Genomic DNA, 24,619 nt, shown 5'->3' on the forward strand with positions numbered 1-24,619 from the left:
CTGCCTTGGGCCTTTAGTGATGAATGATAGGAGAAGATCTTGCGCCTCGAAGAGATGACAGTTGAAGGATTGGCGCACGGTCGCGTCACGGTGGATGGCGACACGGCTTCCATCCATTCGTTCGAGCAGACGGATTGGTTCTTCTCGCCCACGGGAAGGCCACGATCGGCCAATGTCCCGCGGCTGGCCTGGGCGGTCAGCGAACCGGTCTTCTCGCTGTCGGCAAAAGTTTCGGTTGATTTTGCGTCACCATATGACGCAGGGGCCATCTTTATAGAGTCCGATGACGAAAACTGGGCGAAGATCGCTTTTGAGTATTCGGCTGAGTACAGGCCTACCATCGTCAGTGTGGTTACCCGTTATACATCCGATGACTCGGATGGTCCGAACTTCCACGGTGCGTTTGTTTACCTTCGTATTTATTGTGATGGCAAATCCGCAGCCCTCCATTTCTCGGAAGATGGAAAACTATGGAAATTTCTCCGTTGGTTTGAAATTCCCGGCCTGGACAAAAGGCCGCTCAGGGTTGGACTGGGGGCTCAGTCTCCAACCGGGAGAGGCGTGATCGCGGCTTTCAGCGACGTTCGGCTGAATTTTGACGTCATATCCAATCTACGAAACGGCCAGTAGGCGCCCGCTCTCGTTGGATCTACACTTACCGAGGTCAATGTTCTGCCAGCCACAATCCCGGAAGATCGACGAGATCGGCTCGGCTGTACCGATGGTACGGTCGAGCCGATCCTGAGGCTCTAATATGGATATGCCGCAAAGGTGCAATCTGCCATTTGCTCAGGCCGGCGGGCTATTGCTCGCTCTATGAACGGACCTCGGTCATCATCACCACCAACCTGGCGTTTGGAGAATGGTTCGTCGTCTTCCGCGCCGCCGAGATATGTCGGCAGCGCTTCTCAACCGCCTCACCCATCTCTAAGGGATCATCGAGACCGGAAACGAATCCTGGTGCGTCAAGAGCCGCGCCTGATCACCAACAAACTGCCAAGCGCCATCGGCGTTCGCCCGACTGCACAACTTTGTTCAGCTCCGCCCGGGCGAGCGCTGAGACTTTGGCAGTCAGTTCATCGCCGGGGTGCTAGCAAAAGAACTGGGCGGATGGCACATTTGCAAAATGGCGGATGAACCAAAAAGTCCCCTTCGAACGGCATGGAAGGATTACAAAGCGAAGGTTGAGCGCAGAGCGAGCGTGTATCCTTTCGGCCGCAGACGCAAGGACCTGATTGACAAATTGCACGATGAATTCCTTGCGTTGGTTTTACTGTATTTTTTGGGCCAACAACTTGGTCACTTACTACCTTTTTTAGACCACCGCCGCAGGCAATAGCGCGACAAGCGTGCGCGCCACCCGAAGTGTGCGGGCAGTGCCTTCATTGTTGGTCGGTTCGACGCAGCCACCCTCATAATGACTGCTTTGCGCCTCTTCTCGGCCGTAGAGGCGAGCTTTGCCGTTGCCCGAATGCAGACGTCTCCGCCGGCCACCAGTAGGTTGCAGTGCGCCAGAGCGGTCGTCGCTGAATCGATCGCCGGATGACGTGTTTTAGGGTAAACAGCGAAGTTCGGCCGCACCTCGGCTCAGATCGGCCGCCCCTAAGAATGGCCATTCCCGCCCTGTCCCGTTCAGTTGCTGCGCGGCCGCCTTAAGCATTTTGCTGACTTGATCGGCAGGGCCAGCGGCCATGACGATCCGGTCCGGCCGGACAAGCGCCACGGCCCGTTTTGCTGTTGGGCAGAGCGGGGCGACCGTTTTGTGCGTGAAAGCATCTGTGCTGGACAAGCCCTGGTTAGGCTGGGCAATAACGACTTTTCTAGCCCCGAGGCCGGCGAGGATGCGATCCGCATGATCGTCGAGATACTGGTCGAGGTCGGTGTCGAACCCCACAAGGGCGAAGCTGTGCCCGAACACATCGTCACTTCGGTGTTCATTGCCTTGTCGATCGACAAGCCAGACCTGAGGCAACAGGTAACCGGGCTTCGGATAAGCGACGCGGGCTGATTTCAGGAACAGACCACGGCGGTAGCGATTGGCAGGGCGAATGCCCTGTTCTTCCAACAACCCGCGCAGACCGGGAACTTTTCGCAGAAGCTTTATCGTGCCGTGGCTCACAAAGGCGGCGAAGCGGTTGCGGGGCATGATGAGCTTGCCCATCAGGCGGGCAACATTGATCATAGCTTGGCTGTGCGGGCGGCGTTCCGCGTCATAGCTGTCGAGAATATGCATCCCGGCACATCCCTTCACTACAAACGCCAACTTCCATGACAGGTTGGCCGCGTCGCGGAGACCTGAAACCAGACCTTGACCGACGAAGGGTGGCGTGATGTGCGCGGCATCGCCAACCAGGAACACCCGCCCACTTTGAAAGGAATCGGCAGTTCGCGCATGGAAGCGGTAGACGGCTCTGCGCTCGATCTCCATCGCGGCGATTCCACCCCACGGCGCAAGCAGACGGCCGACCTCCTCGTCTCCCTCCATCTGTTGCCGGCCTTCGCCCTTGGCGAGCATGAATTCCCACCTCTGTCGTCCACCCGGTGCGATCATGTGCGGCGTCGGGCGCTTGGGATCGCAGAGGAACTCGACATGATCGATCGGCTCAGGCGCATTCTTCGCATCGACGATGAGCCAGTCCTCGACGAAGCTCTTTCCTTTGAAATCCTGCCCGATCATGGCGCGGACGTTCGAGCTCGCGCCGTCGGCTCCGACCAGATACCGTGTGCAGACGTCGATGACAGACCCGTTGGCCAGCCGTATTTGCACGGCAACGCCGTCATTGCCCTGCCGTAGAGAGATGAGTTCGGTCGCGAGGCTGACGGTGACGGAGTGGGCCTCGCTCAGCCTGCGGCGAAGCGCACGTTCGAGATCAGGCTGATAAAACGTGATCTGCATCGGATGCGTGTCGACTTCGCGCGCCGTGTTGATGCGCGCGAACTCGCCGAAGATCGGCGAGATCATGCGCACGAAAGGTATCCGCACCTGGTCAAAGTCATCGGACCCAAGGCCAGCCGACTGCAGAATTCTCAACGCGTCGAAATCGAAAGCGATCGCCCGCGGCGCTGCGTAAATATCGGGCGCCTTGTCGATGACTAGGGCGGATATGCCGCGTCGGCCCAGCATAAGCGCAAGCGTGGCGCCTACGGGGCCGCAACCCACCACCAGCACATCCGTGCTCAATGGAACGCTGACTTCCATTTCCTTCCTCCCAACGGTCGGGCGGTTCAAACCGGGTCACCGCCTAAACAGAGTTGACTTAATTTGAACAGTGGTGTTCAATATTGTCAATAGATGTTCAGGAGGTACGGGTGAACGACGTCTCGATGGCGCAGGCCAGGATCAACGACGCGGCAATGAGGCTCTTTGCAGAGAAAGGTAGCCCCCAGGTCAGTGTGCGCGAACTCGCCCAAGCTGCTGGGGTCGCCCGCGGCACGATCTACAACAACTACCCGGAGCCGGAGCGATTGTTTGAAGAGATTGCCGTGCGCTTGGCATCGGAAATGCACGAGCGCATCGCCAGAGCCGCCAAGGACACGCGTGACCCGGCCAAGGCGGTCGCCGATGGCTTGCGCCATTTCGTACGCCGGACGCATGAGGAACCCGACTGGGGACGCTTCATTCTGCGCTTCGCCTTTTCCAATGGTGCGCTGCGAAGCATGTGGGAATCCCAGCCAGCCGTCGATCTGATGCACGGTCTTGAGACCGGACGGTTCAGCTTCCATGCCGATCAGGCGCCGTCGGTGCTCGCGATGATCGGCGGCACGGGAATTTCAGCGATGCTGTTGGTGCTCGAAGGTCACAAGACCTGGCGTGAGGCCGGCGCCAACGCGGCGGAATTCGTGCTCCGGGCACTCGGCGTGGACGCGCAAGAAGCGCAGTCGCTCGCGACCGCCGAACTGCCGCCGCTGCCCAAGTAGCGGCGACGTGGTGGGCGTTTTACGGGAGGAGAAAGTCCATGCTGATGTCACTGCAGGACGCTGGCGTCCATCAGGTCGCCGACTTGTCCGATATCAGGGAGTTCGAGCGCGTCCCGCTCGCCGAGAGGCACGTGCCGGCCAGCACATACGAAATGCTATCCAGGGGCGTGGCGATCGCACCGGACTCAACGGCGCTGTCCTTTTTCCTGCGGACGAAAGATTATCGCCACCCGTTCACTTGGACGCACCGGCAGCTTTTTGCCGACATCACGCGCACGGCCAATGCGCTCCGGCGTCTCGGAATTAACCGCGAGGACGTCGTCGCCTTCGTACTCCCCAACCTTCCCGAAACGCATTTCGTGATCTGGGGAGGCGAGGCGGCCGGCATTGCCTTCGCCGTCAATCCGCTGCTTGAGGCGGAGCAGATCGCGGAGCTCCTGGTGGCCGGCAAGGCGAAGTGGCTGGTGACGCTTGAAGCCACGCCGGGCACGAACATCTGGGAAAAGGCGGCCAAGGCCGCAGCCAGAGTGCCGGGGTTGGCGGGAATTCTGACCGTGGGAGTCGGCCCCTATGTCCGCGGCGCGGCGGGACTTGCATTCCGGACGCTGTCGCGGCTTCGAAAGCCGCGAGTCGCCGGACGAGCCTTGCGCATCCTCAACCTGCGCAAGGAGATTGGCCGAGAGCGCGGCGACCGGTTGAATTTCGAGCCGCCGCGAGCGGGAGATATTTCGTCGTATTTCTGTACCGGTGGCACGACCGGCATCCCGAAGATCGCCAAGCGCACGCATTTCTCGGAAGTGTTCGACACCTGGTCGACGCGATCCTTTGTCGGCGAGGCTTTGGGAGCGGGAAAGACGATTTTCTGCGGCTTGCCACTGTTTCACGTCAACGGCCAACTGGTGACGGGCCTCGCTCCCTGGAGCAACGGTGCGCATGTCGTTATCGGCACGCCACAAGGCTATCGCGGCGATGGCGTCATCCGGTCCTTCTGGGAGATCGCCGAACATTACCGCATTTACGTTTTTTCCGGCGTTCCGACCGTCTATTCGGCGCTGCTGCAGCTGCCCATCGCCGGCCGAGACATCTCGAGTATCGGCTACGCTTTCTGCGGCGCAGCGCCGATGCCGGTCGAACTGTTCCGCAGTTTCGAGAAGACCACGGGCATCAAGATCCTGGAAGCATACGGCCTGACCGAGGGGGCTTGCGTCTCCAGTGTCAACCCGCCGGCGGGCGAGCGGCGCATCGGTTCGATCGGGCTGCGCATTCCCTACCAGAAGATGACGGTGGTGCGGCTTGATGAGGTCGGCCAATTCGAAGGCTATGCCGCCACGGATGAGATCGGCGTGCTGGCGATCAGCGGCCCCAATGTCTTTGCCGGCTACGTCAATACCGAACACAATGAAGGGCTTTGGCTGAAGATCGAGGGCGAGCGCTGGCTGAACACCGGCGACCTCGCGCGCCAGGATGCGGACGGCTATTTCTGGCTCACGGGCCGCAAGAAGGAGCTGATCATCCGCGGTGGCCACAACATCGATCCGAAGGTGATCGAAAGCGCCGTGCAGGACCATCCTGCGGTGCAACTCGCCGCCGCCGTCGGCCGTCCCGACCCTCATGCCGGCGAGGTGCCCGTGCTCTATGTCCAGCTCAAACCAGACCACGCCGCTTCCAACGCCGATCTCCTGGCGTATGTGCTCGCGCGCATTCCCGAGCGCGCGGCCCATCCGAAGGCGATCACGGTTCTTCCCGCCCTTCCGGTCACACCAGTGGGCAAGATCTTCAAACCCGCGCTTTCCATGCTGGAGATCGAGTTCGTCGTGCGCCGGGAGGCCGGGGATGCGGGCATCGAGCTGAAGGCGTTGTCGGTCGTTCAGGATGCCAGGCGCGGCCTTCTCGCCAAGGTGACAACGAACGGGGATGCGGGTGCTCTTCGCGAAAAGGTCGGCGGCTACGCCTTTCCTACGGAATTCCTCTAGGGCCCCGAGAAAAAAGGACAACGAGAAATGGCCATCAATCTTGCTCGCTATGAGATCGGCGGACGCCAGCAATGGGGCGTCGTTCACGGCGAAGCCATTACGCCACTCGACGATCGCTATCAGACGACCGCGGCCGTAATCGAGCACGGCGAGGCCGATTGGCTCGCCGCCTCGCGCCGCATCTCCAATGTGTCGCTGCAGGACGTGAGGCTGCTCTCGCCAGTAACTGCGCCAGCTCGGCTGCTGTGCCAGGGCGCGAATTACCGCCAGCACATGATCGAATCCGGGCTCAATCCGGACGAAAAGACCTTCAACATGTTTTTCGAGAAGTCGGACTGCTCGCTCAATGATCCGCATGGCATCGTGCGTAGGCCTGCGCATGTCGCGCTGCTCGACTACGAGATTGAACTGGCACTTGTCTTTCGAAAGGCGATCACCGGACCGGTTACGGTCACGGCCGACAATCTTGCGGAGTATGTCTTTGGCATCACCATCGCCAATGACGTTTCGGCCCGTGACGTGCAGATCCCGCAGACACAGTTCTTCAAGGGAAAGAGCTATCGCGGCTTCTGCCCGATGGGACCCTATCTGACGGTGCTCGACCCCAGTGAATTCCGGTATCTCGACCAACTGGACTTGGTCCTGTCGGTCAATGGCACACAGCGGCAACGCGACAACACGCGTAACCTGGTCTTCAAGCCGGCCGAGACGATCACCGAATTGTCGACCTTCTCGGATGTCGCGCCCGGAGACGTCCTCCTGACCGGAACGCCTTCCGGCTGCGCGTTGCGCATCCCGCCGCCGCTGCTACGCAAGCTCATGCAGCTTGTGCTGCCGGAAAAGAAGCTCTGGGCCGCTTTTCGCAAGGGTCAGGCGCGGCGTCTGCAATACCTGAAATCGCACGACGTGGTCACGGCGCGGATCGCCAGTGCCGACGGGGTCATCGATCTCGGCGAGCAGCGCGTCACCATCGCCGTCTAGGGAGAATATGATGTTGGCCGACCCGCTGTTTCAGCCCCTCACACTGCCAAACGGTACCGTCCTGAAGAACCGCATTGCCAAGGCCGCGATGGAAGAGAACCTCGCGACCGCAGAGCACGCGCCCGGCGATAGGCTCTGGCGCATGTATCGTGCCTGGGCGGAGGGCGGCGCCGGGCTGATTCTGACCGGCAATGTGATGGTCGACGGTCGGGCCATGACAGGACCCGGCGGAGTGGTCGTGGAGGACCGCCGGCACCTCGCAGCTTTGCGCCAATGGGCGGAAGCCGGCCGTTCCTGTGGCGCGCAGTTCTGGATGCAGATCAATCATCCGGGACGGCAGATGCGGGCAAATCTCCGGCAAACGGCGATAGCGCCCTCGGCCGTGCCGCTGGAGCTTGGCAAATACTCGAAGATGTTCGCCTTGCCGCGTGAAATGACGGAGGCCGACATCCGGACCATTCTTGCTCGTTACGTCGAGACAGCGGCAATCGCCGAAGAGGCAGGGTTCACCGGTGTCGAGATTCATGCCGCACATGGCTATTTGCTCGGCCAGTTCCTGTCGCCCCTGACCAACCGACGGACGGACGAATGGGGCGGTTCACTCGACAGTCGTTCACGGCTGCTCATCGAAATCGTCAAGGGTGTCAGACAGCGCGTTTCGCCGGGCTTCTGCGTTGCCGTCAAAATCAACTCTGCTGATTTTCAACGCGGCGGCTTCGACAATGACGACGCCGTTCGGGTGGTCGAGAGACTGAACGATCTCGCCGTCGATCTCGTGGAAGTCTCCGGTGGCAGCTACGAAAGCCCCGCCATGCAAGGCCGCACCGGCGATGAGCGCACTTTGGCGCGCGAGGCCTATTTCCTCGAGTTCGCCAAGGAGATCAGGTCCGTTGCCAAAATGTCGGTGATGCTCACCGGCGGCATCCGTCGCAAAGCAGTCGCCGAGCGTGCCATCAATGAGGGAATTGCAGTCGTCGGGATGGCGACGGCGCTTGCCCTTAGGCCCGACCTGCCCGATGCCTGGCGCCGCGGCGATGCGATCGAGGTGACCGCTCCAAGCGTCAACTGGAAGAGCAAGCCGCTCGCCTCGCTCGCCACGAGATCCATCGTTGATATTCAGATGCAGAGGCTGAGCAGAGGCAGGGCGCCGAGCCGGTGCGTCTTGCCGGCACTGGCACTGCTGCGCGCGCAGGTGCGGACCACGACGCGAACCAGGCAATATGTGGCATGGGCCGAAAGGCAGGCGCGCCAGGGAGAAGCATCATGAACACACGCACGCGAATACCCGTTACGAACCTTCAGCATCACGTGTTCTACGTCACCGACTTGGAGCGATCGAAGGCCTTCTATACCGAGCTCTTCGACCTGCAGTTCTCTGCGCTCAATCATCCCGACAGCAGCGCTGCCATGCGGCTGTCGCAGCAGGAGATGCACTTCTTCTCCTTCGGCTTTCATCACCACGACATCTGCCTGGTGAAGCACCATAAGCTGAGGATGGACAACAATTCGATGCTGCACTTCTCGCTGGTGCTGCGCGACGAGGCCGCATTCAACGAGGTCAGAAGCCGTGCCTTGCGCATGGGACTTCCCATGCGTAAGGGCCGCATGCTCGCCTCGGCGAAGCCTGTTGCACGCGCCTTCAGCGTGCAGGATCCCGACAGCCATTGGATCGAGATCATCGAGGAACACTGACCATGACCACCGCCGCTTTCATTCCGCCGAACGTCATCCCGCCCTTCAAGCAGAAGTTCGGCCCGCTGCTCAAACGCAAATGGTTTCGCGAGCTGGTGCTGCTCTGGCCAACGCTGACCAGGAGGAGGTTCTCGAACAAGACCGAGGACTACGGCGTGTTCAAGCCCTCGCTGGTTTCCCACATCGGCCAGCTTGCGATCTATGTGCAGGACATCGGCCGTAGCCGCGCCTGGTATGAGCAGGTTGCGGGCTTGTCCCACAGCCGCACCTGCGAGCGAGAGCCACACCCGTCTAAGGGGGGCTGGACTGTCCGCTGCTGCTACATGAGCGCGAAGGCGCACGATGAATGTCTCGTCCTGATCGAGCAGCATGACCCGGCAGGCAAGGTTGCCGTACCGTCCGGCATGAGCTTCTTCCACTTCGCGCTGGAAGTAGAGGGGAATCGACTGGAGGATGTCCTGGCATTCTCCGAGCAGCAGCGCGCCACCGGCTTTGCAATCAACTACGGTCCGGTCCGCCACAACAGCGAGCCACCGTTGGGTGACGGGGAAACCGGCGGCAATGTCGCCTGCTATCTCTATGATCCGGACTGGAACAATGTCGAGTTCTGCGGCGCCATGGACACGATCGAGAACTATCGTGCCCGGTATGGCGACAAGAAGGGTTCGGAACGAGCATGATGGCTTGCGGTCCGAAAATGGACAAAGCGCAGATGCTCGACTGGAACGACCTGCGCTTCTTCCTCGCCGTGACGCGAAAGTTCTGAGCGCGATCGGTAAAAGAGTGGTCTAGTCGATCGTGACCGGTCTCGATCCGCTTTATGGCGCGCCGAATATCGCCGATTACCGTACGATGTATTTATCTTTTTATGATCAGTTAGATAGTGTTCGGCCGAATCGGCCGAGACGTTGAAGATGTAACGCGCGTATGCTCCGCCAGATGCTGCCCATCCGCATCCCACCGGCTAGGATGGCGAACCGCCGATTCTGCGCTACAGCCCGATATCCTTAGAATGGCGACGGCAGCAAACGATCCTATTTCGGTCATTGGCGCTTCATGCTGGAGATGTCCGCTTCGGCACGAAGCGACGTTCGAGTAGAACCGTCGTGGCGATAACCCTCGTCGAGTGGTATCGGCGCAGCAGGTAAGTTTACGTTTGTAAATGAGCGTGCCATATTGCCAGGATGAACGAGCTACTCCCCGGAAAAGAAAGCGATCCCAGATTCCAGCGCTCACGCGCGAGTATCATTGGCGCTGTCACGAACCTGGTGGGGGAATTGCCGATCGAGCAGTTATCCATCACTCGCGTCGTCGAGGCGGCTGGGGTAACCCGACCCACATTCTACCAGCACTTTCCTGACGTTCTGTCGGCGGCCCAGGAAGCGGCGTTTGTTCGCCTCGCCGAGGCCTTCCCCGGGCCTTTGGAGCGTCGCGCTGCGGCAACGGAGCCCGACGCTGAACTGCATCGTCGCATCGTCGCTCAGGCAAGTCCGGTCTTCGTTCATCTCGCGGAGCACAGGCCCTTCTATCAGCGGGTGCTCGCGGCGGCAGCGGGCGTCACTTTCTTTGACAAGCTCATCGCATTCGTGGCGTCCCGCATGTTGCCGGAATCCCTCGACGCCGGTGAACGCGCCCGAGGGTTCCAGGAGGACCTGACGACCGTGATGGCTTCGGGGATGACCTGGTTGGTAGTACGCTGGGTTTCGAACGGCGCGCTTCAGCCCTCGTCGCCTGCCCAGATGGCCACGCAAGTGGCTGATATTGCTATGGCATTGCGACCAGAACCGGATCTGGACAGCCGAAATGCAGATCAGTGCCCCACAGCACTTGATTTACAAACGTAAAATAGATATGTCTTGCCCAGTAGCGCTGAGCTACCCCCGAACCAAGGAGGTCATGATGACCAAGTCGGAGCAAGATATGACCCTTAATGCCCTTCCCGCCGCTATTCGCCAGAGGATTGACGAGGCGATCAGCGATGCCTCGGTCGCGCTCAAGCTATTCGTTGCCAAGCGCCTCGCGGACCCCGCTATGGTTGCATCGCATCGTGTTACCAAAGCCGGACGCATCGGCCTCAAGAGCGGACAGGTGTCGGAACTGACCCTGATCGCGCCGCTAAAGCAGGGGGGCGCGGAACGGCTCAAGAAGTTCTTTGCGTTGATCGACCAGAATCTCCAAGGCGCCGGCCAGGTCGGCACGCTGCACAACATGCGCTTCGTCTTCCTGGAGAACGAAACCAAGCTGCTGTTTGCCACCGCCTATGACGGCGAGTGGGACCCATATATCGACGACTTCGCAACGCTCATCCCCGAGATGATGGACTACATCTTCGGCAACATCGAAGGCTGGCCGGGCATCCACTCGCCCGACGTCAAGGCCTTCATCGAGCGCTGCCAGATTCCGGCCGCGGCGTGGTTCGTCGCCGATCCCGACATTACGGTTGCCGAGGCCGACCGCCTGCGGCGTCAGGACAAGGCGGTGCGGAACTTTCTCGGCAACCTCAACTGAGCGAGCACTGAAAAATGGTGTTCGAGGGGATCAAGGCCTGGTTCGGCGTCGACATCGAGTTCGACAAGGTCCAGGCCGCCATCGTGCGCATGCGTCCGGAACCCTATTTCGGCACGCACGCGCTGCTCGAAATTCGCGATGCACGCGGTGGCCGTGAGGTGCTGAGGCGGCTTGCCGAACGGGTAACGTCGGCGGCCGACTGGGACAAGCCACGCGCGGCGTGGACGTCACTGGCGATCACCTATCCCGGCCTCGTTGCGCTGGGAGTGCCTGAGTCATCGCTTGCGAGCTTCCCCGAGAATTTCCGCGAGGGCATGGCCAAGCGGGCGGGGGCGCTGAGAGACGGAGGCCCCAATGCGCCCGCCAACTGGGAGCAGCCGTTCGGCACCGGCAGGGTGCATCTGGGCCTGTCGGTCTATGCCGGCAGCGAGGCAGCCTGGCGTTCAGAAGTCGCCGCCTACGAGGAAAGGCTCGCCGAAGTCAGCGGGATCGAGGTGTTGGGCCGACAGGATTTCGGCGCTCAGCCGGATAGTGTCAACGCCTTCGGCTACAAGGACGGCTTCACCCAGCCCAAGGTGCAGGGCGGCAGGGTTTCCGGCTTTCCCGGCGACGGGCGCGAGATCAAGGCCGGCGAGTTCATCTTCGGATACCCGTCTGAAACCGGCCGCCCGCTCCTCATGCCGGCGCCCGATGAGCTGGGACGCAACGGGACATTCCTTGTGTTCCGCAAGTACTACTCGCATGTCGCGGCGTTCAATCGCTTCATCCATGCCAATGCCAAGACGGAGGCGGAGCGCGAGCTGCTCGCGGCCAAGATTGTCGGACGGTGGAGGAGCGGTGCGCCACTCGCGCTTTCGCCCGACAAGGACAATCCGGCTACTGGAGAGGACCCGAGCCGCAACAACGACTTCACTTACGCCGATGACCCGCGGGGCTTGAAGACCCCGCTCAGTTCGCACATCCGGCGCATGAACCCGCGCGACACCAAGCTCAAGGCTCTGAGCGATGTGAACATCCGCCGCGTGATCCGGCGCAGCACCACCTACGGCACGCACCTGAACAAGAGTGTGCTGGTCGATGACGGGCAGCCGCGCGGCCTCGACTATCTCGCCATCGGTGTCCGCGCGATCGATACGCTCGAGTTCCTGCAGAGCGAGTGGATCAACTCGGGCAACTTCATGGGCGTAGGGCAGGAAAAAGATCCGATGATCGGGCTCCAAGGCAAAGACGGAACGTTCACCGTGCCCGGCGTCCCACCGCGCTACCTGCGCGGCATCGAGACCTTCAACACGCTGCTCGGCGGCGAGTACTTCTTCATGCCGAGCATCCCGGCGATCCGCTGGCTCGGCGATCTCAAGAACTAGGAGGCCAGGATGGCCAATCAATACGTACGCTACTCTCCTTCGCTTGAGCGCAAGGAGCCGGACGAGGATGCGATGATCGCGCGGATCGTTGAGTCGATGTCCAGGGCCAACGTCGAGGTCTACAAGAAGCATCGGCATGGCTTGCGGGACGCGCACGCCAAGAGCCACGCCGTGCTGGCCGGGGAGGTGCGCATCCACGAGGGGCTGCCGGAACACGCTGCGCCGTGGACAGGCGAGAAGCTGTTTCGATGCCATCCGAGGATCATCAGCGCTGCGACATGCTCTCTGGATGAGGAAGGGTTGGCCTTTGGCATGCGCAACGGGTGCGACTCACCGTACCGCCGCAAAATGGTGCTAGTCGGCGACAGGATCGGTACTGTGCTTCGCTGCCTGCCACCAGAAGCAATTGCATCTCGAATGACACAGGAGGTGGCAATCGCATAATTGGCGCATCGCCGGCCTGCGACGCGCAGATTTTGGTTGTCGACGACATGCTGGGCTTGTTGAAGCTTTCCGGCCGAATGTCGTCAACCAAGAGCAGCCGAACCTGCCATTCCGCGGCTTGCGCGCGAGGCGCAAGAGCGGAGCTTTCCGGCTGCTGCAACTGATGGCCCGGCGAACGACCAAGGTTGCAGCCGTTGCGCTCGCCAACAAGATTGCCCGGATGGTCTGGGCCTTGATGACCAGCGGTGAGCGCTACAGGGAACCGGTCATCGCATAAACAAGGCGAGCAATCGCCGACGATAAGAAAAGTACCGTCACCCGCACTTTACTTCCAGCGGTACTTTTTAGATGTTTAACGTCTTCCGCGGCGCCCCGCTCCTGGTTCAGATATTCATCTTCTACTACGGCCTCGGCGAGGTCAGCCTCGTCAGGGACAACGCCGTCTTGTGGAGGGTCATCAGTGATGGCTCGCGCTGCGCCGTACTGGCACTGGCGCTCAACACCGCAGCTTATACGTCCGAGATTTTGCGGGGAGGGTTGATGTCGATGCCAGTCGGCCTTGTCGAAGCTGCCCAGGCTTGCGGCATGTCGCGAGTTCTGCGCTTTCGCCGCATCGAGTTCCCGCTCGCGATCCGCCTCATCCTTGTGGTCAAGGGCACGAGCTTGGCCTCCACGATCACCGTGCTGGAAATCACCGGCTACGCCAAGCGGCTCATGAGCCAGACTTTCGCGATCTTTGGTCGCCGCTGCGCCTAAGGAATCGAGAGAAGAAGACTCTCTACGCAGAGCAGGCTTTGCCCAGGCGAGTACCGTCGAAGTCAGATCAGACCCTGGGTTGAGGCCTATCATCAGGACTGACTAAAGTTGCCGTCGAGCAGCCCGCAGGACGCCGATTTTCTCAGCATTGTGGAAAAATCGGAAGATAATTCCTTATCTCTATAGATTTTGTCGAATATCGTCTGCCCCGGTTTGGAAGTGGCCCAATGCGGAAGCAAGGCCTGGGAGATTGACGAGTTGGCACGGCTATCAGTTCTAGGAATATCGGGTGGCGTCAGCACGCCGTCGCGGACCACGGCGGTGGTGAACGCGCTGGTCAAGGCGATCGCGCAGCGCCTCCCGTCGGATACCGGCCTCATCGAAATCACCGAGGCAGCGCCATCGCTTTTCGCCGGGCTTTCCCGAGGTACGCTCGGTCCGTCTGGCGAAGCCATCGTCCAGCGCGTTGAGAAGGCCGACCTGCTCGTGGTCGGGACGCCCGTCTACAGGGCTTCCTATACCGGCGCCCTCAAGCATCTGTTCGATCTCGTCGATCATCGCGCGTTGGCCGGCAAGACCGTGCTTCTCGCCGCGACCGGCGGCAGCCCCTACCATGGTCTCGTCCTCGAGCATCAGCTCAGGCCGCTGTTCAGTTTCTTTGGCGCCGTCACTGTACCGACAGGTGTCTATGGCGCGCCCGACGATTTCGTCGGCGCCGAAATCGTCGGTGCGGCGATCAGCGAACGCATTTCGCGCGCCGCCTCCGAAGCGGCTTCACTGCTCAATTCCAACCAAGCAAATGCTGCCGTCGCCGCGCGCGTCGGCTGAGCCAACGAAAAAGGGAACAACGACATGACGTCTCATTCCGACGGCCTCAAATTCGCCTACTGGGTTCCGAACGTCTCCGGCGGCCTGGTCATCTCCAACATCGAGCAGCGGACCGGCTGGGACATCGACTACAACCGCAAGCTCGCCCAGATCGCCGAGGCCAACGGCTTCGACTATGCGCTGAGCCAGATCCGTTTCACCGCAGGCTACGGCGCTGACAACCAGCACGAATCCGTGTCGTTCAGCCACGCGCTGCTGGCCGCGACCACGAAGCTGAAAGTCATCGCGGCGATCCTTCCCGGTCCGTGGAATCCGGCGCTGGCCGCCAAGCAGATCGCCACCATCAATCACCTGACCAATGGCCGCGTCGCCGTCAATGTCGTCAGCGGCTGGTTCCGCGGCGAGTTCGCCGCCATCGGCGAGCTCTGGCTCGACCATGACGAGCGTTATCGCCGCTCTGAGGAATTCATCCGCGCGTTGCGCGGCATCTGGACCGAGGACAATTTCACGCTCAAGGGCGATTTCTACCGCTTCACCAACTACTCGATGAAGCCGAAGCCGATCGATCCCCAGCCCGAGATATTCCAGGGCGGCTCGTCGCGCGCCGCGCGTGACATGGCCTCCCGGGTGTCCGACTGGTATTTCACCAACGGCAACACGCCCGAAGAGATCAGGAAGCAGGTCGACGACATCAAGGCCAAGGCGAAGGCCAATGGCCACAAGGTGAAGATCGGCGTCAACGCCTTTGCCATTGCTCGCGAAACCGAGGCGGAAGCACGCGCAGTGCTGGACGAGATCGTCGCCAAGGCCAATCCCGAAGCGGTGCAGGGCTTTGCCGACCAGGTCAAGAACGCCGGCAAGGCCTCGCCGGAAGGCGAGGGCAACTGGGCGAAGTCGTCCCTCGAGGATCTCGTTCAATACAATGACGGCTTCCGCAGCAATCTCATCGGCACGCCGGAACAGATCGCCGAACGCATCCTCAAGCTCAAGGATGCCGGCGCCGATCTGATCCTGCTCGGCTTCCTGCATTTCCAGGAAGAGGTCGAGTTCTTCGGCAAGCGCATCATCCCGCTGGTGCGCGAACTGGAAGCGGCGCGCGCCAGGGAGCTTGTCGCCGCCGAATAGGCCAGGCGCGGCCTGCGAGCCGAGCACTCCATCAAAATCAGGAACGTGTCATGATTGGTGCTTCGCTGGGAGCCGCCATATACGAGCGTGCGCCCGAAATCTCCGGCATTCTTGCTGGCGCCGCTTCCGTCGAGGCGCGCCCGGCGCGCCTGTCGGCAAAGGCCGATGCGATCCTGGCCCTGGGCGGGATCGGCATTTCCTTCGGCGGCGTCACGGCGCTGAGCAATGTCGATCTCGAGGTCAAGAGCGGCGAGATCCGCGCCGTGATCGGTCCCAACGGCGCCGGCAAATCCTCGTTGATCAACATCATCAGCGGTCTCTATCACGCCGACCACGGCAAGATCGCGATCGCCGGCCAGTCATTCTCCCGGGTGCCGGCGAGCCGGCTGGCACGTCTGGGCGTCGCGCGCACCTTCCAGAACCTGGCGCTGTTTCCCGGGCTTTCGGTGCGCGACAACATCGCGTCGGGTCGCGTCCACACCAGGCGCGCCAGCTTCGTCGAACATATTGCGGGCCTGCCACGCGCCCGGCGCGAAGATGCGGGAATAGCCGAAAAGGTCGACCAGACAATCGCCTTCCTGCATCTGGAGGCCATCGCCGATCGTCTGGTCGCGACGCTTCCCTACGGCTTGCAGAAGCGGGTCGAACTGGCGCGCGCGCTGGTCGCCGAGCCGAAGATCCTGCTGCTCGACGAGCCGATGGCCGGCATGACGGCGACCGAGAAAGCCGAGATGGCCGGCTTCGTGCGCGCCGCGCGCGACCGGCACGGCGTCACCATCATCCTGATCGAGCACGATATCGGCGTCGTCATGGGCCTCTCCGACCGCGTCGCCGTGCTCGACTACGGCCGCAAGATCGCCGACGGCACGCCGGCCGAAGTGCGCGTCGATCCGGACGTGATCCGGGCCTATCTCGGTACCGCCGAAGGCGAAGACGGCGAGGGCATCTGATGAGCTACTATGATTTTCTCTTCGTCATCGAGGTACTGGTCGGTGGCTTGCTGTCAGGCGTCATGTACTCGCTCGTCGCCATTGGCTTCGTGCTGATCTACAAGACGTCGGGCGTGCTGAACTTCGCGCAAGGGTCGATGGTGCTGTTCGCGGCACTCACCTTCGTCAGCCTGGTCGAACGCGGCATCCCGTTTGGGCTTGCGCTGCTGATCACCTTCGCGGTCATGGTCGCGCTGGGTTTTACCATCGAGCGAACCGTGCTCAGGCCGCTGGTCAACCGCTCGCCGATGACGCTGTTCATGGCCACGCTTGGCCTGTCCTACATCATCGAGGGTGCCGCCCAGCTGATCTGGGGCACGCAGGTGCATGGGCTCGATCTCGGCATCGACGACACGCCCTTCGAAGTCGGCGGCATCCTGATCTCGTCGTTCGATCTGCTCGCGGCCGGCATTGCCGCGGCGATGGTGGCTGGCTTGAGCGCCTTCTTCTACTGGACCCGGATCGGGCTGGCGTTTCGCGCCGTCGCCGACGACCAGTTCGCGGCCCTTGCCGTCGGGCTTCGGCTGCCGCGGATCTGGGGAACGGTGTGGACGGCCGCAGGCTTCGTGGCGCTGGTCGCCGGACTGCTGTGGGGTGCGCGCCTCGGCGTCCAGTTCTCGTTGTCGCTGATCGTGTTGAAGGCGCTGCCGGTGCTGGTGCTTGGCGGCTTCGATTCCATCCTTGGCGCCATCGTCGGCGGCCTGATCATCGGCGCCAGCGAAAAGCTCGCCGAGGTCTATCTCGGACCCTTCGTCGGCGGCGGCATTGAAGGCTGGTTTGCCTATGTGCTGGCGCTGGTCGTGCTGCTGGTGCGTCCCTCCGGCCTGTTTGGCCAGAAAACCGTTGAAAGGGTCTGACCGATGGCCGTGCAAGCGCTCGATGCCGCAAGGGCTCCTATCGACTGGCTGAAATTCGCACGGAAATTCGCTTGCCGGCCGTGCTGATCGTTGTCGCCTACGGCCTGATCCCGGCCTATGCCTCGAGCTATCTGGTCGAGGCGATCCTGCTGCCGTTCCTGGCGCTCAGCCTGGCGGCGGTCGGCCTCAACCTCTTGACCGGCTATTGCGGCCAGCTTTCGCTGGGCTCCTCGGCATTCATGGCGGTGGGTGCCTTCGCCGCCTACAATTTCAATCTGCGGGTCGAAGGCCTGCCGCTGGCGGCAACCATGATCCTGGCCGGGATTTCGGCCGCTGGCATCGGTGTCATCTTCGGATTGCCGAGCCTGCGCCTGCGCGGCTTTTATCTCGCCGTCTCGACGCTCGCCGCCCAGTTTTTCGTGCAGTGGGCGCTGACCAAGTTCGGCTGGTTCTCCAACGACAATCCGTCAGGGGTGATTTCCGCGCCGCACCTTGGCGTTGCCGGGTTTTCGCTCGACGGCGCCACCGGCCGCTATTTGCTTTCCGTCACCACCGTCATCGTGCTGACGGCGCTGGTCTGGCGCCTGGTCAACAGCGCCACCGGCCGCAATTTCATCGCCGTGCGCGACAACGAAACCGCCGCGCGCGTCATCGGTGTGCCGGTGCTGCGGACCAAGCTGCTGGCGTTCGCCATTTCGTCCTTCATCATCGGCGTTGCCGGCGTGCTGTGGGCCTTCACCTATCTGCGCACCGTCGAGCCGGCCGGCTTCAATCTCGACCGCTCGTTCCAGATCCTGTTCATCATCATCATCGGCGGGCTGGCATCGATACGCGGCGCCTTTCTGGGGGCGGCGTTCATCGTCGTCTTCCCGCTTTTCCTGTCCCGGTTCGGCGCCTTCGTGTTCGGCGGCCTGTTCGATTCAGGCGTGCTCGATATGAGCCAGCGCATCGTGCTTGGCGCGCTCATCATCATTTTCCTCATCGCGGAACCGAACGGGCTGTCGGCCCTCTTCGACCGCCTGAAACGACGGATCGGCTCAAGGTCCAGCTGAGCGCCGCTCGACATTCTCTCACGGACCCAAAACCTCAGGAGACGCAACTCATGACCTTCTTCAGTCACCTCAAGAAAGCGGCGATCGCCACCGCTTTCGTGCTCGGCGCGACAGCCGTGCACGCCGACGAACAGTATTTCCCGCTGCAGAGCTACCGCGTCGGCCCCTATGCCGCCGGCGGCACCGGCTTCTTCGGCGGCTTCATCGACTACCTCAACCTGATCAACATCCGCGACGGCGGCGTCAATGGCGTCAAGCTGACCTGGAGCGAGGGCGAAACCCAGTACGAAGTCGAGAAGGGCGTCGAGGTCTATGAGCGCCTGAAGAGCAATCCCGGCATCGCCGCCTGGAACCCGCTCTCGGTCGGCATCGCCTATGCCATGATCGACCGCATCACCGACGACAAGGTGCCGCTGATCACCATCAACCACGGCCGCACCGACACCACCGACGGGCGCGTGTTCCCCTACGTCTTCCCGCTGCTGCTCAATCCCTACAGCGAGACGTCGGGCATCGTGAACTACATCGCCTCCAAGGAAGGCGGCCTCGACAAGCTCAAGGGCAAGAAGATCGTCGTGCTCTATCACGGCTCACCCTACGGCAAGGAGACGATTCCCATCTATGAGCTGCTGTCGCAGAAATACGGCTTCGAACTGTCGCAGATCGAGGTTCCGCATCCGGGCAACGAACAGCAGGCGCAGTGGCTGACCATCCGTCGCGAGCGTCCCGACTATGTCGTCCTGCGCGGCTGGGGGGTGATGAACCCGGTTGCGCTGAAGACCGCGCAGAAGACCGGCTTCCCCGTCGATCACATCATCGGCAATGTCTGGTCGAATTCGGAAGAAGACGTCATCCCCGCCGGCGACGCCGCGAAGGGCTACACCGCCATCACCACCCAGGCTTCGGGTGAGCAGTATCCGGTGGTCCAGGAGATCGTCAAAACCGTCTATGGCGCCGGCAAGGGCAATCTCGAGGACAAGAGCCGCATCGGCTCGGTCTACCACAATCTCGGCATCGTCAACGGCATCCTCAATGTCGAAGCCATCCGCATTGCGCAGGCCACGTTCGGCAATCGCACGCTGACCGGCGATGAGGTTCGCTGGGGCTTCGAACACCTCAAGCTCGACCCGGCGCGCGTCGAGGCGCTCGGCGCCAAGGACCTGTTCCACTCGATCAACGTCTCCTGGGACAATCACGAGGGTGACGGCTACGTGACCTTCCAGCAGTGGGACGGCAAGAAGTGGAACGTCGTGTCCGACTGGATCGCGCCGGACTGGAAGCTGCTGCGCCCGATCATCGAGAAGTCGTCCGAGGCCTATGCCAAGGAAAAGGGCCTCAAGATCCGCACGGCCGAAGACGCCGATGCGGTGGTCAGCAACTGAGTTTGACGAACTCACGGCCGGCCCACGGGCCGGCCGTGCCATCCATCTTCGCAGCGGAGTTATCGATGTCCAGCCCGGAAAATCCGATCCTGTCGGTCAGCCGCGTCGAGGCCGTCTACAACGGCGCCATCGCCGCTTTACACGGCGTCGACCTGACGGTCGGCAAAGGGGAGATCGTCGCGCTGCTCGGCTCCAATGGCGCCGGCAAGACGACGCTGTTGCGCGCCGTATCCAATCTTCTGCCGGCCGAACGTGGTTCCGTCACCGCCGGCCGGATCATTTTCGATGGCGAGGATGTTTCCAGGGCAAGCCCCTCGCACCTCGTTCGCAAGGGCCTGGTCCAGGTTCTCGAGGGCCGGCACTGTTTCCGGTCACTGACGGTCGAGGAGAATCTTCTGACCGGCGCGTTGGGACGCTCGTCCTCGCGCGTTGGCGTCAAGGCCGACCTTGAGCGTGTCTATGCGCTGTTTCCGAGGCTTCTCGAGAAGCGGCGCACGCGGTCCGGCCTCACTTCGGGCGGCGAACAGCAGATGACGGCGATCGGTCGCGGGCTGATGTCGCGGCCGAAACTCTTCGTGCTCGACGAGCCATCGATGGGGCTGGCGCCGCTGATCGTCGACGAGATATTCAGCGCCTTGAAGCGGCTCAATCAGGACGAGGGTCTTTCGATCCTTGTCGCCGAGCAGAATTCGGCGGTGGCGCTGAAATATGCCGACCGCGCCACCGTGCTCGAAAACGGAAAAAGCGTGCTGGAAGGGTCGGCGGCAGACCTGCGCCAGCGCGACGACATCAAGACCTACTATCTCGGCGGCGCGCCGCTCCCATTGCAACACTTTCCCCAGGAGACAGCAGCATGACCATCCAATCCAAGCAGCCGTCCGACGCGCGCGTCGCCGTGCCTCCGGTCGAGCGCCCGTCGGCCAAGGCGCATGTCATCAAGACTGATGCCGAGGCGATCGTGATCGCAGAAAAACTGGCGATCGAGTTCGCCAGGGAAGCCTCGAAGCGGGACCGCGAGCGCATCTGGCCGAAGGAAGAGCTCGACGCGTTTTCGCAGAGTGGCCTGTGGTCGATCAATGTGCCGAAGGCCTATGGCGGGCCGGAGGTCTCCTATGTCACGCTGTCGAAGGTGATCACCATCATCTCCGCGGCCGATCCCTCGCTCGGCCAGATCCCGCAGAACCATCTCGGCGTCGTCGCCGCCATCCGCACGGTCTCGGATGAGGCGCAGAAGAAGCTGCTCTTTGCCGAGGCGCTGTCCGGCACGCGCTTCGGCAACGCGTTTTCCGAGTTCGGCTCCAAGCGCGCCGCCGACTTCGAAACCAAGTTCGTCGATGCCGGCGACCATGTCGTCGTCAACGGCCAGAAATTCTATTCGAGCGGTGCGCTGCTCGCCCATCTGGTGCCGATCGTGGCGCTCGATGACGAGGGCCGCGCCTGGTATGCCATCGCCGATCGCGGCGCGCCCGGACTGACCGTCATCGACGACTGGTCGAGCTTCGGCCAGAAGACGACGCTCTCCGGCACGGTTCTGCTCGACAATGTGAAGGTACCGAAGACGCATCTCGTCCCCGGCTACAAGGGCTACGACAAACCGACAGCCGACGGCCCCATCTTCCAGATCATCCAGGCCGCGGTCGACCTCGGCATCGCCAAGGCAGCGATCGACGAAACGGTCAGCTTCGTGCGTACCAAGTCGCGCGCGTGGATCGACAGCGGCGTCGATCATGCCTGGCAGGATCCCTATACGATCCAGGCGATCGGCGACCTTCGCCTGCGCGCCAATGCAGCCGAGGCGGTTCTGGAAAAGGCCGGCCTTGCGGTCGATCGTGCGGTGGCCGACCCCAACGAGAAGACGGTCGCCGAAGCCCAGATCGCGGTTGCCGAATCCAAGATCCTCACCACCGAGATCGCCATCAACGCCACCAACAAGCTGTTCGAACTCGCCGGCACGCGATCCACACTGGCCGAGCACAATCTCGACCGCCACTGGCGCAATGCCCGCACCCACACGCTGCACGATCCGGTGCGCTGGAAATACGCGATCTTGGGCAACTATTACCTGAACGACGTTAACCCGCCGCTCCACGCCTGGAGCTGAGCGGGAACGCCGTAAAGTCACAAAGGACTATTCATGAGCACTGCCACCCCCGACAGGATCAAGGCCCTGTGGTTTCTCCCGACACATGGCGACAGCCGCTATCTCGGCACCTCCGAGGGCGGCAGGGCGGTCGACCTGCCCTATCTCACGCAGGTGGCCAAGGCGGCCGACGCCATCGGCTACTATGGCGCGCTGCTGCCGACAGGGCGCAGTTGCGAGGACAGCTGGGTGGTGGCGTCGGCGCTGGCGCCGCTGACGCAGCGGCTGCGCTTCCTCGTTGCCGTCCGTCCCGGACTGCAGTCGCCGACGCTTGCCGCGCGCATGACCTCGACGCTCGACCGCATTTCGGGCGGACGGCTGCTCATCAATGTCGTCACCGGCGGCGATCCGGTCGAGAACAAGGGCGACGGCATCTTCCTCAGCCATGACGAGCGCTATGAGGTGACGCGGGAATTCCTCGACATCTACAAGGCGGTGCTGCGCGGCGAAACCGTCGCCTTCGAAGGCAAGCATTTCCGCATCGAGGATGGCCGCCTGCTGTTCCCGCCGGTGCAGACGCCGCACCCGCCGCTCTATTTCGGCGGCTCGTCGGACGCGGCCAATGCGGTCGCCGCCGAGCAGATCGACAAGTATCTGACCTGGGGCGAGCCGCCGGCGGACGTCGCGGCCAAGGTCGAGCATGTGCGCGGCCTCGCCGAGAAGGCCGGCCGCGACGTGAGCTTCGGCATCCGATTGCATGTCATCGTCCGCGAAACCAATGACGAGGCCTGGGCCGATGCCGACCGGCTGATCAGCCGCCTCGACGACCAGACCATCGCCGAGGCGCAGAAGGTTTTCGCGCGCATGGACTCGGTCGGTCAGTCGCGCATGAGCCGCCTGCATGGCGGCAGCCGCGACAAGCTCGAGATCAGCCCGAACCTGTGGGCCGGCGTTGGCCTGGTGCGCGGCGGCGCCGGCACCGCCTTGGTCGGCGATGCGGCGACGGTGGCGGAACGGATCGACGAATACCGGCGCATCGGCATCGATACCTTCATCCTGTCCGGCTATCCGCATCTGGAGGAAGCCTATCGCTTCGGCGAACTGGTGCTGCCGCTGTTGCCGCTCGATCACGAAATCTCGACGCGGCCGACGACCGTGAACATGGGACCGTTCGGCGAAACCGTGGCCGGCGATCATCGCCCGTCGGCGCTGCGCGCGAGCCAATCTTGAGCGCTTCCCACTTGGCCAGCAAACCGGCGGTCGCCATCATCGGCGGCGGCTTTACCGGCGCCGCAACCGCCTTTCACCTGGCGCGGCTGTTGCCGACTGGTGTGGCCGATATCGTGGTCGTCGAACCGCGCGGGGCGCTCGGCCATGGCCTGGCCTATTCCACGGCCGATCCTTCGCACCGCATCAACGTGCGGGCGTCCAGGATGACGCTGATCTGCGCTGATACGGGCCATTTTTCCGACTGGCTGGAGCAGACCGGCGCCATTCTGGACGATACGCAGGCCATCGCCGCCAGCGGCGCGATCTACCCGCAGCGCCGGATCTTCGGCCGCTATGTCGAAGCCCACCTGCAGCCGTTCCTGGAGAGCAAGGCGATCCGCCATGTCAGGGCCGAAGTTGCTTCGGTGGAGCGCAGTGGCGAGGGCTACCGGCTCGTCCTGTCCGATGGCGCAACGCTTGCCGCCGATGCTGTGGTGATCGCGGCGACGCATCCATTGCCGGCGCTGCCGGCGCCGCTGCGCAGCGTGGCCGCCGCCGCCGGGTTGGTGGGCAATCCCTACGATCTCGAACGGCTGCAGGCGATCGGCCGCGACGACCATGTTCTTATCGTCGGCACCGGGCTGACCTCGGCCGACGTCATCGCCACGCTCGATCGCAGAGGTCATCGCGGCCGCATCGTTGCACTGTCGCGCCATGGCTATCGCTCGCATGTGCAGGCTGCGATGCAGGGCGACCCGCTTGGCGACTTCACCAGCCCGCCTTCACACAGCGCGACAGAGCTGCTCCGGCGCATCCGGGCAACGATCGCGACCGCGACGCGACAAGGCGAAGACTGGTATCCGGTCCTCGACGGCGTCCGGCGTCAGGGGCAGTTGATCTGGCAGGCCTTGCCGCTTGCCGAGCAGCGACGCGTGGTGCGCCATCTTCGCGCGCTCTGGGACGTGCATCGCTTCCGCATCGCGCCGCAGGTAGCGGCCGTGCTGGATCGCCGCCTTGCCGAGGGCACGCTCGCTTATCGCGCCGCATCGATTGTCGAGGCCGAGGAGGCCGACGGGCGCATCCGCGTCACCCAGCGGCCAAGGCGCCAACACAAGCTCATCGTCGAAGCGTTCGACAGCGTGATCGTGACGACCGGGCCGGCGCATGCCGATATTCTTCGAACCAACACGGCGATTGCCACCCTTGGACATCTGGGCCTGGTTCGTCTTGACCCAACCGGCCTCGGTGTGGAGACCGACAGACAGGGCCGCGCGGTCGGCGCGTCAGGTCACGCGGCCGACAATATTTTCATCAGCGGGCCACTGGCGCGCGGCAGCGTCGGCGAGCTGATGGGAATTCCCGAGGTCACCGCGCATGCCGAGGGCATCGCTGCCGAAATTCACCAATGGTTGGGAGACCAGACGGTGTTGCGTCGCAAGGCGTCGTGACACTGCAAACACG

The 24,619-nt window shown here is 62.5% G+C and carries 22 protein-coding genes and 3 pseudogenes; 24 read left to right on the forward strand and 1 reads right to left on the reverse strand.

Going from position 1 to position 24,619, the window contains the following annotated elements; genetic code table 11:
• Nucleotides 1-39 precede the first annotated feature (39 nt).
• Entirely contained in the window at nucleotides 40-630 is a 591-nt protein-coding gene (locus tag AC1D1L_RS30300) for a DUF1349 domain-containing protein (protein WP_477345029.1), read from the forward strand.
• A 148-nt stretch (nucleotides 631-778) separates the two neighbouring features.
• A pseudogene (locus AC1D1L_RS30305) lies at nucleotides 779-931 on the forward strand (ATP-binding protein); the annotation flags it as partial.
• A gap of 621 nt (nucleotides 932-1,552) precedes the next feature.
• Here AC1D1L_RS30305 and AC1D1L_RS30310 read toward each other — a convergent pair.
• Nucleotides 1,553-3,199, reverse strand: coding sequence for a bifunctional 3-(3-hydroxy-phenyl)propionate/3-hydroxycinnamic acid hydroxylase (locus AC1D1L_RS30310; RefSeq protein WP_477345030.1), 1,647 nt, complete (start codon nucleotides 3,197-3,199; stop codon nucleotides 1,553-1,555).
• A 110-nt stretch (nucleotides 3,200-3,309) separates the two neighbouring features.
• On the opposite strand from AC1D1L_RS30310, the gene AC1D1L_RS30315 reads away from it, so the two are divergent.
• The 22 genes and pseudogenes from AC1D1L_RS30315 (at nucleotide 3,310) to AC1D1L_RS30420 (ending at nucleotide 24,606) form a co-directional block, all read left to right on the forward strand.
• A complete protein-coding gene (locus AC1D1L_RS30315; RefSeq protein WP_477345032.1) occupies nucleotides 3,310-3,918 on the forward strand; it encodes a TetR/AcrR family transcriptional regulator in 609 nt (202 codons plus the stop codon).
• A gap of 38 nt (nucleotides 3,919-3,956) precedes the next feature.
• Entirely contained in the window at nucleotides 3,957-5,891 is a 1,935-nt protein-coding gene (locus AC1D1L_RS30320; RefSeq protein WP_477345033.1) for an acyl-CoA synthetase, read from the forward strand.
• 27 nt (nucleotides 5,892-5,918) lie between these two features.
• On the forward strand, nucleotides 5,919-6,872 hold the full coding sequence (locus AC1D1L_RS30325) for a fumarylacetoacetate hydrolase family protein (protein WP_477345035.1): 954 nt from the start codon (nucleotides 5,919-5,921) through the stop codon (nucleotides 6,870-6,872).
• Nucleotides 6,873-6,882: 10 nt separating this feature from the next.
• Complete coding sequence (locus AC1D1L_RS30330; RefSeq protein ID WP_477345036.1) at nucleotides 6,883-8,139, forward strand: NADH:flavin oxidoreductase/NADH oxidase family protein; 1,257 nt, start codon at nucleotides 6,883-6,885, stop codon at nucleotides 8,137-8,139.
• Nucleotides 8,136-8,564 carry a VOC family protein gene (locus AC1D1L_RS30335; RefSeq protein WP_477345037.1) on the forward strand — a complete coding sequence of 143 codons (429 nt, stop codon included), beginning with the start codon at nucleotides 8,136-8,138 and terminating at the stop codon, nucleotides 8,562-8,564. Before AC1D1L_RS30330 ends, AC1D1L_RS30335 begins: the two co-directional genes overlap by 4 nt.
• A 2-nt stretch (nucleotides 8,565-8,566) precedes the next feature.
• On the forward strand, nucleotides 8,567-9,244 hold the full coding sequence (locus tag AC1D1L_RS30340; protein ID WP_477345039.1) for a VOC family protein: 678 nt from the start codon (nucleotides 8,567-8,569) through the stop codon (nucleotides 9,242-9,244).
• A gap of 504 nt (nucleotides 9,245-9,748) precedes the next feature.
• Complete coding sequence (locus tag AC1D1L_RS30345; RefSeq protein WP_477345040.1) at nucleotides 9,749-10,408, forward strand: TetR/AcrR family transcriptional regulator; 660 nt, start codon at nucleotides 9,749-9,751, stop codon at nucleotides 10,406-10,408.
• Nucleotides 10,368-11,072, forward strand: a complete 705-nt coding sequence (locus AC1D1L_RS30350; protein ID WP_477345041.1) for a hypothetical protein — start codon at nucleotides 10,368-10,370, stop codon at nucleotides 11,070-11,072. Before AC1D1L_RS30345 ends, AC1D1L_RS30350 begins: the two co-directional genes overlap by 41 nt.
• Nucleotides 11,073-11,086: 14 nt before the next feature.
• Nucleotides 11,087-12,436 carry a Dyp-type peroxidase gene (locus AC1D1L_RS30355; RefSeq protein WP_477345042.1) on the forward strand — a complete coding sequence of 450 codons (1,350 nt, stop codon included), beginning with the start codon at nucleotides 11,087-11,089 and terminating at the stop codon, nucleotides 12,434-12,436.
• 9 nt (nucleotides 12,437-12,445) lie between these two features.
• Nucleotides 12,446-12,880 (forward strand): hypothetical protein, encoded by a 435-nt coding sequence (locus tag AC1D1L_RS30360; protein WP_477345043.1) that lies wholly within the window; start codon nucleotides 12,446-12,448, stop codon nucleotides 12,878-12,880.
• A gap of 127 nt (nucleotides 12,881-13,007) precedes the next feature.
• Nucleotides 13,008-13,157 (forward strand): annotated as a pseudogene (locus tag AC1D1L_RS30365) (IS110 family transposase); the annotation flags it as partial.
• An 80-nt stretch (nucleotides 13,158-13,237) separates the two neighbouring features.
• Nucleotides 13,238-13,618, forward strand: a pseudogene (locus AC1D1L_RS30370) (ABC transporter permease subunit); the annotation flags it as partial.
• 276 nt (nucleotides 13,619-13,894) lie between these two features.
• Complete coding sequence (gene msuE / locus AC1D1L_RS30375; protein ID WP_477345044.1) at nucleotides 13,895-14,464, forward strand: FMN reductase; 570 nt, start codon at nucleotides 13,895-13,897, stop codon at nucleotides 14,462-14,464.
• 24 nt (nucleotides 14,465-14,488) lie between these two features.
• Nucleotides 14,489-15,589: a dimethylsulfone monooxygenase SfnG gene (sfnG, locus tag AC1D1L_RS30380; RefSeq protein ID WP_477345045.1), complete on the forward strand. Its 1,101-nt coding sequence runs from the start codon at nucleotides 14,489-14,491 to the stop codon at nucleotides 15,587-15,589.
• Nucleotides 15,590-15,639: 50 nt separating this feature from the next.
• Nucleotides 15,640-16,539, forward strand: a complete 900-nt coding sequence (locus AC1D1L_RS30385) for an ABC transporter ATP-binding protein (RefSeq protein ID WP_477345046.1) — start codon at nucleotides 15,640-15,642, stop codon at nucleotides 16,537-16,539.
• Nucleotides 16,539-17,435, forward strand: a complete 897-nt coding sequence (locus tag AC1D1L_RS30390) for a branched-chain amino acid ABC transporter permease (RefSeq protein ID WP_477345047.1) — start codon at nucleotides 16,539-16,541, stop codon at nucleotides 17,433-17,435. Before AC1D1L_RS30385 ends, AC1D1L_RS30390 begins: the two co-directional genes overlap by 1 nt.
• A 71-nt stretch (nucleotides 17,436-17,506) precedes the next feature.
• On the forward strand, nucleotides 17,507-18,487 hold the full coding sequence (locus tag AC1D1L_RS30395; RefSeq protein WP_477345048.1) for a branched-chain amino acid ABC transporter permease: 981 nt from the start codon (nucleotides 17,507-17,509) through the stop codon (nucleotides 18,485-18,487).
• A gap of 50 nt (nucleotides 18,488-18,537) precedes the next feature.
• Complete coding sequence (locus tag AC1D1L_RS30400) at nucleotides 18,538-19,869, forward strand: ABC transporter substrate-binding protein (RefSeq protein WP_477345049.1); 1,332 nt, start codon at nucleotides 18,538-18,540, stop codon at nucleotides 19,867-19,869.
• A gap of 65 nt (nucleotides 19,870-19,934) precedes the next feature.
• Nucleotides 19,935-20,726: an ABC transporter ATP-binding protein gene (locus AC1D1L_RS30405; RefSeq protein ID WP_477345050.1), complete on the forward strand. Its 792-nt coding sequence runs from the start codon at nucleotides 19,935-19,937 to the stop codon at nucleotides 20,724-20,726.
• Nucleotides 20,723-21,970 (forward strand): SfnB family sulfur acquisition oxidoreductase, encoded by a 1,248-nt coding sequence (locus AC1D1L_RS30410; protein ID WP_477345051.1) that lies wholly within the window; start codon nucleotides 20,723-20,725, stop codon nucleotides 21,968-21,970. The genes AC1D1L_RS30405 and AC1D1L_RS30410 overlap by 4 nt, the downstream gene beginning before the upstream one ends.
• Before the next feature lie 33 nt (nucleotides 21,971-22,003).
• Nucleotides 22,004-23,179: an FMNH2-dependent alkanesulfonate monooxygenase gene (gene ssuD, locus AC1D1L_RS30415; RefSeq protein WP_477345053.1), complete on the forward strand. Its 1,176-nt coding sequence runs from the start codon at nucleotides 22,004-22,006 to the stop codon at nucleotides 23,177-23,179.
• Complete coding sequence (locus AC1D1L_RS30420; RefSeq protein WP_477345054.1) at nucleotides 23,176-24,606, forward strand: FAD/NAD(P)-binding protein; 1,431 nt, start codon at nucleotides 23,176-23,178, stop codon at nucleotides 24,604-24,606. Before ssuD ends, AC1D1L_RS30420 begins: the two co-directional genes overlap by 4 nt.
• Nucleotides 24,607-24,619: the final 13 nt, after the last annotated feature.

This window comes from Mesorhizobium sp. P2_D6, from assembly GCF_056404315.1.